The following is a 12,834-nucleotide window of genomic DNA, read 5'->3' as shown; positions in this document are numbered from 1 at the left end:
GCGACGTTTATTTATTGCGCATTGCGTCTTGCGTTTCACTGCAGTCTATCTAGACTATCCAAGCTAACGTGGTCGACTGAGTCATTTTTTCAAAAGGAGACGATCCAATGCGCCTCACCATTCGGATTAATGGCAGCGAAGCGGCAACTCGACAGTCTTTTGCAGTGCTGTGGGTGGACACCGACGAAGGACTGTGGTCTCGCGAGGCACATCAAGGCATCGATCTTCCGACATGGGGCAAGGTCAAGGACGTCGAGGGCGCCATGGCGCTCTGCGCGGCCGACAGCGGCAAGGCCGTCTGCAAGCTGCAGGGGCTGTCGTTCGACGCGACGCAGCGCGAACAGGGCACCGCCGTGCTCGCCGGCGAACATGCGAAAGGCGCATGGCGGCTGCAGGAAATCGACACTTGCACGATCCAGCCGGAATACAAGGAATTTATTTCCGTTGATCGATAGCCAGGTATTTCTGACGCATATTGTCTGCGGGTTTCGGGTTTATTCCAGTTTTATCGATTTTGTTTTTCCTGTTTTGAAAATATCGACGCCCCTCCGGGGGCGTTTTTAATTGACCCGCATCAAAAAATTAATCGGGGACGGTTCGATTTCAGGACTCGTCCGATTTCGGCAAGCGGGCTGCACGCGCCCCCTCCCGGCTTCAGCCCCGCATCCGCATCCCGAAAATCGGGGTCGGAATGACGCACTTTCCCTCACATGACGATTACTCATTTATTACAATCCAATTATTCAGACTGACAGCCCGCCGCCTGGCGGCTCGACCCGGCCCTCGCATGAGCGTGAAAAAGAAGACCCACCCCGCCGATCCGTATGCATCGGCGACCAAGCACCCGATGCTCGCTTCGCGCCTGCCGATGTGGCGCTCGAAGCTGGTCGTGATCATCGTGTTCGTCGCGTTCGCCGCACTGCTCGCCCGTGCCTTCTGGGTCCAGGTCGCCAACCAGGATTTCTACGTCGGCCAGGGCCAGAAGCGCTACCAGCGGACGATCGAACTCGACGCGATGCGCGGCCGCATCGTCGACCGCAACGGCGCGATGCTCGCCGTCAGCCTGTCGACCTACGAAATCTGGGCGAACCCGAAACAGGTCGCCGAGACCGACTACCCGCAGATCGCGAAGCTGCTCGACATGCCGCTCGCCGAGGTCAAGCGGCGCCTGCGCAACGACCGCACATTCGTGCTGCTCAAGCGCCAGATCGACGCCGACACCGCGAGCCGTCTCGACAAGCTCGCGATCGAGGGCATCACGCAGATCGCCGATTCGAAGCGCTACTACCCCGAAGGCGAATCGGCCGCGCACGTGGTCGGCTTCACGAACGTCGAGGACCAGGGGCAGGAAGGCGTCGAACTCGCGGCGAACAGCCCGCTGTCGGGCACCGCCGGGCAGCGCGAGGTGATCCGCGACCGGCTCGGCCGCATCGTGTCCGACACGCGGCCGCTCGTGCCCGCGCAGCACGGCGCGACGATCGAGCTGACGATCGACCGGCGCATCCAGCAGCTCGCGTTCAGCCAGCTCAAGGCCGCGGTGCTCGAGAACAACGCGCAGGCCGGCAGCGTCGTCGTGCTCGACGCGCAGAACGGCGAGATCCTCGCGCTCGCAAACTATCCGACCTTCGATCCGAACGACCGCGCGCGCCTGACCGGCCAGCAGCTGCGCAACCGCGCGGTGATCGACACGTTCGAGCCGGGCTCGACGATCAAGCCGCTCGTCGTCGCGCTGTCGATCGACGAAGGCAAGGTGCGTCCGAACACGATCGTCAACACGTCGCCCGGCACCTACAAGATCGGCCCGGCCGTGATCCATGACACGTCGAACCACGGCTCGCTGACCGTCGCGCAGGCGCTGCAGAAGTCGAGCAACATCGCGCTCGCGAAGCTCGCGCTGAACCTGCCCGCCGAGACGATCTGGAACAAGTACCAGGAATACGGCGTCGGCCGCGCGCCCGAGCTGACCTTCCCCGGCGTCGCGTCGGGCCGGCTGCGGCCCTACAAGCGCTGGCGGCCGATCGAGCAGGCGACGATGGCGTACGGCTACGGGCTGTCGATGTCGCTGCTGCAGATCGCGCAGGTGTACACGGCGTACGCCGGCGACGGCACGCTGCATCCGGTGTCGCTGCTGAAGAACGGCACCGACAAGCAGACGATCGACGCGCATCGCGGCCATCGCGTGACGACGCCGCAAACCGCGTCGGCGATCCGCTCGATGCTCGAGATGGCGGTCAGCGAAGGCGGCACGGGGCGTCGCGCGCGCGTCGACGGCTACCGGATCGGCGGCAAGACCGGCACGGCGCGCAAGCAGGTCGGCAAGTCGTATGCGCAGGGCAAGTACCGTGCGCTGTTCGCCGGGATGGCGCCGATGAGCAATCCGCGCCTGATCGTCGCGGTGATGATCGACGAGCCGCGCGGCAAAGGGTATTACGGCGGCACCGTCGCCGGGCCGGTGTTCTCGTCGGTCACGAGCGGCTCGCTGCAACTGCTGGGCGTGCCGCCGGATGTGCCGGTCGAGGCGGACAAGCTCGCGCCGCCCAAGACGGCCGTGCAGGCCCAGGCGACGGCGGCCACGCGCTCGTAAGGCGGCCTGCCGCGCCATTCGCCGCCGCCGGCATCCCACTTTCTAGGAACGCCTCGCAACATTTGAGCGTTCCCCTCACGCTCTCCTACAATTTTTTCGCGCCGCAGGCACCCTGCCCGCGCGAACAAGTACAACAAGGAGAGACGTATGCGATTCCGCTGGAAAACGCTCGTGCTGGCCTGTACGAGCCTCGCGCTGGTCGGCGGCGCGCCCGCCCGGGCCGCCGATGCCGCCGACGTGAAGATCGGCTTCCTCGTCAAGCAGCCCGACGATCCGTGGTTCCAGGACGAGTGGCGATTCGCCGAGCAGGCGGCGAAGGACAAGCACTTCACGCTGGTCAGGATTGCCGCGCCGAGCGGCGAGAAGGTGTCGACGGCGCTCGACAGCCTCGCCGCGCAGAAGGCGCAGGGCGTGATCCTGTGCGCGCCCGACGTAAAGCTCGGCCCCGGGATCGCCGCGAAGGCGAAGCGCGCGGGGATGAAGCTGATGTCGGTCGACGACCAGCTCGTCGACGGCCGCGGCGCGCCGCTCGCGGGCGTGCCGCACATGGGCATCTCCGCTTACAAGATAGGCCGGCAGGTCGGCTAGGCGATCGCCGCCGAGACGAAGCGGCGCGGCTGGAACCCCGCCGAGGTCGGCATCATCCGCCTCGCATACGACCAGTTGCCGACCGCGCGCGAACGCACGGCGGGCGCCGTCGACGCGCTGAAGGCCGCGGGTTTCCCGGCCGCAAACGTGATCGACGCGCCCGAGATGACGGCCGACACCGAAGGCGCGTTCAACGCGGCAAACATCGCGCTCACCAAGCATCCGAATTTCAGGCGCTGGGTCGCGTTCGGCTCGAACGACGACACGACGGTCGGCGCGGTGCGCGCGGCCGAGGGGCGCGGGATCGGCGCGGATGCGATGGTCGCGGTCGGCATCAACGGCAGCCAGGTCGCGCTGAACGAGTTCGCGAAACCGAAGCCGACCGGCTTCTACGGATCGATCCTGCTGAACCCGCGGCAGCACGGCTACGACACGGCGGTCAACATGTTCGACTGGATCACGAAAAACCAGGCGCCGCCGCCGCTCGTGCTGACGTCCGGCACGCTGATCACGCGCGACAACGAAAAGCAGGCGCGAGCCGCGCTCGGCCTGTGAACACGACTCAAGGAGCCGACATGGCACGCACCACTCTCGTCACGGGCGCCGCGGGCGGAATCGGCCAGGCGCTGTGCCGGACCTTTCTCGCCGCCGGCGACCGCGTGCTCGCGCTCGATCGCGACCGGGCGGCGCTCGACCGGTTCGTCGATGCGCTCGGCGAGCCGCGCGCGATTCCGGTCGTCGACGACTTGAGCGATCCCGAGCGGCTGCGTACGCTGCTCGAACCGCATCCGGCCGTCGACGTGCTCGTCGCGAACGCGGGCACCGCCGCGTCGGCGACGCTGCGCGAGACCACGCCCGCGTCATGGCGCACCGATCTCGACGCGAACCTGACCGCGACCTACGTGAGCGTCGAGGCCGTATTGCCCGGCATGCGCGCGCGCCGTCGCGGCGCGATCGCGATCATCGGCTCGGTGAACGGCGTCCACGCGCTCGGCCACCCCGCGTACAGCGCCGCGAAGGCAGGGCTGATCAGCTACGCGAAGTCGCTCGCGATCGAGTTCGGCCTCGACGGCGTGCGCGCGAACGTCGTGCTGCCCGGCACGGTGAAGACGCCCGCGTGGGAAGCGCGCGTGCAGCGCAACCCGCAGGTATTCGAGCAACTGAGGAAGTGGTATCCGCTCGACGATTTCGCAACGCCCGACGATGTCGCGCAGGCCGCGCTGTTTCTGTGCTCTCCGGCCGCGCGGGTCATCACGGGCGTGGCGCTGCCGGTCGACGGCGGCCTGCTGGCCGGGAATCGCGTGATGGCGCAGGAGCTGACGCTCGATACGTTCTATTGAGCGGGCCGCCGCGCGCCATCAATGCGCATGCGCGGCCGCGGCCGGCTTCGTCATCCTGCCGAGCACGTGCTCGGTCATCCCGCGGGCGAGTTCCGTCTCGCCCATGAACACCGTGCCGACGCCCTCGCTCGCGAGCAGCGCCGCTTCGTCGCTGCTGTTCGTGCACAGCACGACCTCGAGCGACGGATTGAGCGTGTGCGAAATCTCGACGATCTGCCGCACGTCGAACACGTCCGGCAGCGTGACGATCAGCATCCCTGCTCGCGCGATGTGCGCCTGAACGAGCACGATCGGCTCGATCGCATCGCCCGACACCGCCGCGACGCCGTCGGCGCGCAGCTTCTCGACGATCTCGCGATTCTGCTCGACGACCACATAGGCGATCCCGCGCTCGTCGAGCGCCAGCGCGATCCGCGCGCCGACCTTGCCGTAGCCGACGATCACGACCTGACCGGTCAGGTGCGTCTGCGGCGTGGACATCGGCAGCGCGGCGAGCGGATCGTCGCGCGCCTCGAGCCGCCGCGCGAACGCCGAATGCCGGCGAATCCAGGCGAGCGCCGGATCGATCATCGCGAACAGGAGCGTATTCAGCGCGATCGAGATCAGCGCGACCGCGAGGATCAGGCTTTGCCCTTCCGCCGACAGCAGCCCGAGCGCGCGGCCGAGACCGGCCAGGATGAACGAGAACTCGCCGATCTGCGCGAGCCCCGCGCCGACCGTCAACGCGGTATTGAGCGGATAGCGGAACGCGAGCACCAGTGCGACCGCCGCGAGCGTCTTGCCCACCAGCACGATCGCCGCGACCTCGATCACGTGCAGCGGCTCGTCGAGCAGCACCTGCGGGTCGAACAGCATGCCGACCGAGATAAAGAACAGCACGGAGAACGCATCGCGCAGCGGCAGCGTCTCGTCGGCCGCGCGCCGGCTGAACTCGGACTCGCGCATCATCATCCCGGCGAAGAATGCGCCGAGCGCGAACGACACGTCGAACAGCTTCGCCGCGCCGAACGCGATGCCGACCGCCGCGGCAATCATGCACAGCGTGAACAGCTCGCGCGAGCCCGTGCGGGCGACGAGCCACAGGATGCGCGGAAACACCCGCTTGCCGACCACGAGCATCAGCGCGATGAACGCGGCGACCTTCAGCATCGTCACGCCGAGCGTGCCCCACACGCTGCCGTCGCCCGCGTGCGCGTCGCCGGGCGGCGTGCCGCCGAGCAGCCCCGCGACGGGCGGCAGCAGCACGAGCACGAGCACCATCACGAGATCCTCGACGACCAGCCAGCCGACCGCGATTCGTCCGTTCACGGACTCGACGAGCCCCCGGCCCTCCAGTGCGCGCAACAGCACGACCGTGCTCGCGACCGACAGCGCGAGACCGAACACCAGCGCCGCACCAACGCTCCAGCCCCACAGCAGCGCGAGCCCGCCGCCGAGCGCGGTGGCCACCGAGATCTGCACAACCGCGCCGGGCAGCGCGATCTTGCGCACCGCGAGCAGGTCGCCGAGCGAGAAATGCAGCCCGACCCCGAACATCAGCAGCATCACGCCGACTTCGGCGAGCTGCTGCGCGAGCGACAGGTCGCCGACGAAGCCCGGCGTGCCGGGGCCGATCACGATCCCGGCGAGCAGGTAGCCGACCAGCGGCGGCATTTTCAGCAGCGACGCGAGATAACCGAAGACCATCGCGAGACCAAAACCGGCCGCGAGCAAAGCAATCAGGCAGACGTCATGTGGCATCCCCCCTCCCTTGTATGTGTAACCGTTTAGTAAGGTTCAAGGATAAGGGATGAGGCGGACAAATGGCGCGCGGCGCCGAAAATTTCACGGCGGCGGCGCTGAACGAGGAACGCGCGGGCGGGTTCCCGCGCTATTGACGGCGCCGCGCGACGGCGGCGCCGGATTCGACAGATGCGCTGCCCGCGACGGAGGCGGCTGGCGCGATGCCTGCCGCCGCAGACCGTCGCCGGATGCCCGTCGCCCCGCTCAGCGCGCGGCTTGCGGATAGCGTGCGCCCGGCGGCGGCTCCGGCCGCGTGCCCGGCGTCGCCTTGCGCACCTTCGCGACCTGCGCGGCCGTGACCGGCGAGCCGGTATTGCCCCAGCTCGTGCGCACGAAGTTCGACACGTCCGCGACTTCCTGGTCCGACAGCCGCCAGCCGAACGGCGGCATCGTGAAGGTCGACGGCGCGGTGCGCGTGCCCTTCAACGCGCTGCCCGACAGCACGACGTGAATCACCGAGGTCGGATCGTCGCCCTGCAGGACCGGGTTGCCGCCGAGCGCCGGGAACACGCGCGTATAGCCGCGGCCGTCGCTGCGATGGCAGGCCATGCAGTTGTCGCGATAGACGGCCGCGCCCGGCTTGCTTGCGTCGCCCGAGCGCAGCGCCTGCGCGGCGGTGTCGTCATATGCGTAAGGTGTTTCGCCCTGCACGCGCGGCGGCAGCTTCTTCAGGTAGCGCGCGATCGCCGTGAGGTCGTCGTCGTTCAGGTGCTGCATGCTGTGGCCGACCACGTCCGTCATCCCGCCGAACGCCGCGCTGCGTGCCGTGCGGCCACTCTTCAGGAACTGCACGATTTCCGCTTCCGTCCAGACGCCGAACCCGGTGCGCGGCTCGCCGCGCAGGCTGGTCGGCACCCAGCCGTCGATCGCCGCGCCGCCGGCCAGGAAGTCCGGGCCGTCCGCGTCGGTCAGCGCGCGCTCCTGCATCGTCGGCGCGCGCGGCGTGTGGCACGCGCCGCAGTGACCGAGACCCTGCACGAGGTACGCGCCGCGCGCGAGCACCGGATCGGGGTACGGCGCCGCGTCGAACGGCTTCGGCGTCGGCGCGAACAGCTTGCGCCAGAACGTGAGCGGCCAGCGCATCGACAGCGGCCACACGATGTCGACCGCGCGGTTCTCCTGCTGCACCGGCGCGACGCCGTGCATGAAATACGCATAGAGCGCCTTCACGTCGTCGTCGGTGAGGCGCGCATACGACGGAAACGGCATCGCCGGATACAGCGTGTCGCCGTTCTTGCGCACGCCCGCGCGCAGCGCGCGGTCGAACTCTTCCAGTGTCCAGCCGCCGAGGCCCGTCTTCGGGTCGGGCGTGATGTTGGTCGAATAGATCGCGCCGATCGGCGTGTCGAACTTCAGCCCGCCCGCGAACGGCTTGCCGCCGCTCGCCGTGTGGCACGCGACGCAGTCGCCGGCGCGCGCCAGGTACGCGCCGCGCGCGACGAGCGCATCCGCGGCGTGCGGCGCGGACGCGGCCGCCGCAGGCGCCGCAGGCACGGCCGCCGGTTGCGCGACGGCCGCCCCGCTAGCCAGGCCGAACGCCAGCCAGGCAGCGCCGGTCGCCAGCGCGCGCGCCGTGCGGCGCGCGGCGTTGTCTGTCGTTGTTCTCTTCATACGGTCACCAGCGGAGCGGGGTTTTTCAGGTAGTGCTCGCGGATCGCGCGCGCCGACCAGTAGGCCAGCGCCGCGATGATCCCGGTCGGGTTGTAGCCGATGCCCTGCGGCAGCGCCGACGCGCCCATCACGAACACGTTGTGCACGTCCCAGCTCTGCAGATAGCGATTCAGCACGCTCGTCTTCGGATCGGTGCCCATCACCGCGCCGCCGACGAGGTGGGTCGTCTGGTATTGGCGCGAATCGAAGCGCTTGCCGAACTCGCGCGTCGACACGCCGATCGCCTTCGGCCCCATCGCCTCGGCGATCTTCTTCATCTGGCCGGTCACGTATTGCGCCATCCTGATGTCGTTGTCCTTCCAGTCGAACGTCATGCGCAAGAGCGGCTGGCCGTACGAGTCGCGGTAGGTCGGATCGAGATCGAGATACACGTCGCGGTACGACATGTTCGTGCCGTGCGCGTCCATCGAGACCGTGTGCGCGTAGTTGTCCTTGACCGCCTTCTTCCATGCGGAGCCCCACGCCGGCGTGCCGGGCGGCGTTGCGATGCCGCTGATCGGCTTCACCCCCGCCTGGTTGACCCACAGCGGCGAACCGCCGACGAATCCGAGCGGGCCGTGGTCGAAGTTGTCCGCATTGAAGTCGTCGACCGCAACGCCGTTGCCGCCGGCGCCGATGAACGGGTTCGTGTAGGTGTCCTTGTCGAAGAACGCCTTGATCGTCGACAGGTTCTGGTACGCGAAATTGCGGCCCACGACGCCCTCGCCCGAGATCGGGTCGTACGGCTTGCCGATGCCCGACAGCAGCAGCAGGTGCACGTTGTGATACTGGAACGCGGCGAGGATCACGAGATCGGCCGGCTGATGCACTTCACGGCCAGCCGGGTCGACATAGGTGACGCCTGTCGCGCGCTTCTTCGTGTCGTCGAGATCGACGCGCAGCACGTGGCACTTCGAGCGCAGCTCGAAGTTCGGCACCTGCTTCAGCGCGGGCAGGATGTTCAGGTTCGGCGACGCCTTCGAATACATGTAGCACGCGTAGCCGCTGCAGTAGCCGCAGAAGTTGCACGGGCCCATCTGCACGCCGTACGGGTTCGTGTACGGCCCCGACGTGTTCGCGGACGGCAGCCGGTACGGATGCAGGCCGAGCGATTTCGCCGCGTCGAAGAAGCGTTGCGCCGAATACGTGTTGAGCTGCGCGGGCAGCGGGAAATTGTCGCTGCGGTGCGCGTCGAACACGTTGCCGTCGCCGACCACCTTGCCGTTGACCTTGTACGCCTGCCCCGACGTGCCGAACACCTTCTCGGCGAAATCGAAGTACGGCTCCAGCTCGTCGTAGCTGACGCCCGTGTCCTGGATCGTCATCCCCGCGGGGATGAACTTCTTGCCGTAGCGCTCTTCGTAGTGGCTGCGCAGCCGCAGCTCTTCCGGCGCGATGCGAAAGTGCACGCCGGACCAGTGCAGCCCCGCGCCGCCGACGCCCTCGCCCGGCAGGAACGCCGCGAGCTGACGGTACGGCAGCGCCGTGTCCTGCACGCCGTGGCGGATCGACACGGTGGTCTTCGACAGGTCGAGGAACAGCTTCTTGCGGATGTTGTAGGTCAGCTCGTCGATCGTGTTCGGATACGCGCCGTCCGGATACGTGTCGCGATACTCGCCGCGCTCGAGCGCGACCACTTTCAGGCCCGCTTCGGTCAGCTCCTTCGCGAGAATCGCGCCGGTCCAGCCAAAGCCGACGATGACCGCGTCGACATGCGGTTTCTTCTCTGCGGCCATCAGGTGCGCTCCCCATTGATCGAGACCGGCCCGTATGGATACGGCTTGCCGTTCTGGTTGACGAAATCCATGAAATCCGCGCGTGCGCCGGGGAAGCCGATCATCTTCCACGCGGCCATCCCGCGATTGCCGCCGTGGACCGGATCGCAGAAGTAGCCTTCGCGCGTGTTCTGCAGCAATTGTCCGAAGAACACCGCGGGCGGCACGTCGTCGATCTGAGCGCTGCTCTTTTCGAGCGCGCCGAGCACCGCGTCGCGCGTCGCCGCGTCGATATCCGCGAAGGCCTTGCCGTGCGTCTTCGTGCAGAAGCGGTCGACGGCCGCGATGCCGAGCCGGTACACGTCGCGCGGCACGAGCTTCAGCTGGTAGCCGAGCTCCGGCACGCCCGGCTGGAACGGCCCCTGCATGTACCACAGCGCGCCGTGCGCGTAAGGCGTTTCCATCTGGCGGTCGATGAATTCGGGCACGCCGGCCTCGAGCGCGCCGGGCCCTTCGGCATCGGCGGGAATCAGGCGGTCGACGGCCGCCTGGACGAACGCCCACTCCTTGGCATCGAAGAAAGTCGGCTTGTACGGCGCTTGCGCGGCGTCGGCCGATGCGGCGGGCGCGTTGCCGGACGGGGTCGCGGTGGTCGACGACGGCCGCAGGTCGCAACCGGCGAGCGACGTGATCGGCACGAGCGCGACCGACGAGCGCAGGAAGTGACGGCGCGAATTGGGTTTGTCGGGTGGCGTGGACATGGTCGAATAATGATGTTGGGGACAGCGCTTCGAACACGCGCAAACAGCAGGTGCCCGCGCGCGACGGCCGGGTCGCAACGCGCCCGGCACCCTTTTATTTCGTGTTACGAATTACCTTGATGCCATCGGCGGATTCGCGCAGTGCTTAATGCCCCGCATGCCCCGCCGCCATGCAGCCGCTTTCGCGCCCATTCCATCGGACTCCAAAGCGTTTGAATCTCTTGCCGGCCTTATCGTCAGACAAATACACGCATGCCGAATCGGATTTGCCCGCCGACGGCATGGCCATTTCAACTTACTCGTCGGTTCTATGGACAGCAAGACCCGGTATACGCGCCCCCTGGGCAGCCCGGATCGACGATCCGGCGAATCATAAATGGAACCGGTTCCATTTAAAAGTGTTTTAGCGCAATTTATTGAATCGAAAAATGCAACAATCGCGGCGCTCCGGGTGTGGGGTGCGCAAAGATGCGGGAAATTGCGGTTGACGGCCTGCGCATGACGGCCATCCATCGAAATCTGGTAGGGTTGCGCCTCGATATGAATACCGATACCAAGAAGACTCTCGACGAGACCGGCAAATACCTGAGCTACATCCTCCGTCACGCGCCGCAGGCAATCGGCCTGCAACTCGACCCGGAAGGCTGGGCCGATCTCAATGCGCTCATCGCCGGCGCGTCCCGCGACGGGCGTGCCCTCGATCCGGCGACGATCCATGCCGTCGTCGCCTCCAATGACAAGAAGCGCTTCGCGCTATCCGACGACGGCCGGCGCATCCGTGCGGTGCAAGGTCACTCGACGCCGGCCGTGCAGCGGCAATACCCGGAGCGGCGCCCGCCCGACTTGCTCTATCACGGCACCGCCACGCGCTTTCTCGAATCCATTCGCGAACAGGGGCTGAAGGCCGGCGCGCGCCATCATGTGCACCTGTCCCAGGATGTGACGACGGCTATCGCGGTCGGCAAGCGCTATGGCAAGCCGGTGGTGCTGGCGATCGACGCGCAACGCATGCACGCGCGCGGCTTCAGGTTCTTCGTGGCCGAGAACGGCGTGTGGCTCACCGACGCGGTGCCCGCCGAGTTCCTGTCGCCGCTCGACACACCCGCCGCCTGAACCGCTTGTGCGACCGCGAACTGCGTCGCGCCGGACGAACGCCGCTGCCGCACCGCAGCAGACGGCGCTCGTCCGCAACGGTCAGCGTATCCAGAACATCGATGCGATCGACAGCGACAACGCCGCGCACAGCGGCGAATAGCACAGCGTGTCCATCCGCGCGAACCGTGATCCGCGAATGTGCTTGAAGAAACCCACGTAGCGGAAGTCGCCGATCGCCCGCACCGCGAAGATCAGCGCGAGCGCAACGGTCGCGAACGCGACCGGGCTCGCGTGCGGGCTCGCCCCCAGCCAGCCGGCCCGCGCGGCGATCACCGCTGCGCCGGCGAGCAGCGCCGCCGCCACCGCGAACGTGCCGGCGGTGCTCGGCCGCAGCACCGGCTCGCCGTCGAGTTCGGGAATCGCGGCCCCCTTGCCCAATCGGCCGCCGCATGCCCAGTAGACGTGGATCAGCGCGATCGCGCACAACGTCGGCACGATGAAATACGCAGCGGTCATGGTGAATCCGTCTCCTTGTGTCCGGGTGGTTCGCCGGCCCCCGATCCGGCGCGCGGCCTGCAATCCGCGAAGCGTATGACGATACCGAAATCGTGCGCGCCGTGCATTGCGGCGTCCGGTCGCAATCGGCCCGGCGCAACGGTGTCAGGCAACGAACGGCCGGCGCCGCTTTGCCCGAGCCTTCCGCTGCACGGCAGCAAAAACCGCGCGCGACGTCGCTCCCTCCGCGCCGATGCATTCATGCACGCCCGCCGCTTGACTTCCATCCGCACGCTACTACCCTTTTATTCCAGGACTGCAGTCGAGGCATGAACGCGAAACCGCTCACACCTCCCTGCCGGAGGAACCGTTTCATGAACGAAGCCCTCGAACGCCGCGCGCTGCTGCTGCATCTCGGCAGCGTGATGCGTACGCTCAGTTGCCTGCTCGAAACCGAGCGCGACGACGCCACCATCGGCGCGCTGATCGCGACGCGGCCGATGCTTGCCGACCTGCCGCTGCTCGAACACGTGTTCGATCGCATGACGGTGCGCGAATTCGCGAGCGCCGTGCTGCACGCGTTCTGCCTGTGGCCGCAGCTGCTGCTCGATGCGCAGCTCGATCGCGATGCACTGGCCGCGCCGGTCTGCGCGAAGCTGTTCGCCGGCAATCCGCGCGGCTGGACCCGCTATGCCGAGTCGCTCGCGGCCGACGTGCCGTGGTTCGGCGCGGGCATCCAGCCCACGGAACCGCACCCCGGGCACGCAGCGCCGGCGGAACGGGCGGACCCGATCGCGAAGACCGCGTAACTCGGTCACGACAGG

At 67.5% G+C, this 12,834-nt stretch carries 10 protein-coding genes and 1 pseudogene; 6 read left to right on the top strand and 5 right to left on the bottom strand.

Annotation, left to right across the window (positions count from 1 at the left end):
* The first annotated feature begins 107 nt into the window (after positions 1 to 107).
* The 4 genes and pseudogenes from B7P44_RS24305 to B7P44_RS24290 all read left to right on the top strand — a co-directional run bounded on the left by B7P44_RS24305 (position 108) and on the right by B7P44_RS24290 (position 4,512).
* Positions 108 to 455 carry a DUF3564 family protein gene (locus B7P44_RS24305; RefSeq protein ID WP_084908512.1) on the top strand — a complete coding sequence of 116 codons (348 nt, stop codon included), beginning with the start codon at positions 108 to 110 and terminating at the stop codon, positions 453 to 455.
* Positions 456 to 787: 332 nt separating this feature from the next.
* The gene (locus tag B7P44_RS24300; RefSeq protein WP_084908511.1) at positions 788 to 2,584 is read left to right on the top strand and encodes a peptidoglycan D,D-transpeptidase FtsI family protein; all 1,797 of its coding nucleotides are present in this window, start codon (positions 788 to 790) and stop codon (positions 2,582 to 2,584) included.
* Positions 2,585 to 2,731: 147 nt separating this feature from the next.
* Positions 2,732 to 3,727, top strand: a pseudogene (locus tag B7P44_RS24295) (arabinose ABC transporter substrate-binding protein).
* A gap of 20 nt (positions 3,728 to 3,747) precedes the next feature.
* On the top strand, positions 3,748 to 4,512 hold the full coding sequence (locus B7P44_RS24290) for an SDR family oxidoreductase (protein WP_084908510.1): 765 nt from the start codon (positions 3,748 to 3,750) through the stop codon (positions 4,510 to 4,512).
* Positions 4,513 to 4,530: 18 nt separating this feature from the next.
* On the opposite strand, the gene B7P44_RS24285 is transcribed toward B7P44_RS24290, so the two are convergent.
* The 4 genes from B7P44_RS24285 to B7P44_RS24270 form a co-directional block, all read right to left on the bottom strand.
* Positions 4,531 to 6,252, bottom strand: coding sequence for a cation:proton antiporter domain-containing protein (locus B7P44_RS24285; protein ID WP_084908509.1), 1,722 nt, complete (start codon positions 6,250 to 6,252; stop codon positions 4,531 to 4,533).
* 246 nt (positions 6,253 to 6,498) lie between these two features.
* Positions 6,499 to 7,905 (bottom strand): cytochrome c, encoded by a 1,407-nt coding sequence (locus B7P44_RS24280; protein WP_084908508.1) that lies wholly within the window; start codon positions 7,903 to 7,905, stop codon positions 6,499 to 6,501.
* A complete protein-coding gene (locus B7P44_RS24275; RefSeq protein WP_084908507.1) occupies positions 7,902 to 9,680 on the bottom strand; it encodes a GMC family oxidoreductase in 1,779 nt (592 codons plus the stop codon). Before B7P44_RS24275 ends, B7P44_RS24280 begins: the two co-directional genes overlap by 4 nt.
* On the bottom strand, positions 9,680 to 10,420 hold the full coding sequence (locus B7P44_RS24270) for a gluconate 2-dehydrogenase subunit 3 family protein (RefSeq protein WP_084908506.1): 741 nt from the start codon (positions 10,418 to 10,420) through the stop codon (positions 9,680 to 9,682). Before B7P44_RS24270 ends, B7P44_RS24275 begins: the two co-directional genes overlap by 1 nt.
* A 540-nt stretch (positions 10,421 to 10,960) precedes the next feature.
* On the opposite strand from B7P44_RS24270, the gene B7P44_RS24265 reads away from it, so the two are divergent.
* Positions 10,961 to 11,533 carry an RNA 2'-phosphotransferase gene (locus B7P44_RS24265; RefSeq protein ID WP_084908505.1) on the top strand — a complete coding sequence of 191 codons (573 nt, stop codon included), beginning with the start codon at positions 10,961 to 10,963 and terminating at the stop codon, positions 11,531 to 11,533.
* An 81-nt stretch (positions 11,534 to 11,614) separates the two neighbouring features.
* Here the strand turns inward: B7P44_RS24265 and B7P44_RS24260 are convergent, their stop codons facing one another.
* Complete coding sequence (locus tag B7P44_RS24260) at positions 11,615 to 12,031, bottom strand: DUF3995 domain-containing protein (protein WP_084908504.1); 417 nt, start codon at positions 12,029 to 12,031, stop codon at positions 11,615 to 11,617.
* A gap of 353 nt (positions 12,032 to 12,384) precedes the next feature.
* On the opposite strand from B7P44_RS24260, the gene B7P44_RS24255 reads away from it, so the two are divergent.
* The gene (locus B7P44_RS24255) at positions 12,385 to 12,819 is read left to right on the top strand and encodes a hypothetical protein (protein ID WP_084908503.1); all 435 of its coding nucleotides are present in this window, start codon (positions 12,385 to 12,387) and stop codon (positions 12,817 to 12,819) included.
* The last annotated feature ends 15 nt before the right edge of the window (positions 12,820 to 12,834 follow it).

It is taken from the genome of Burkholderia ubonensis subsp. mesacidophila (assembly GCF_002097715.1).
GTDB classification, from domain to species: Bacteria; Pseudomonadota; Gammaproteobacteria; order Burkholderiales; family Burkholderiaceae; genus Burkholderia; species Burkholderia mesacidophila.
This window is presented reverse-complemented; position numbering and strand designations above follow the sequence as displayed.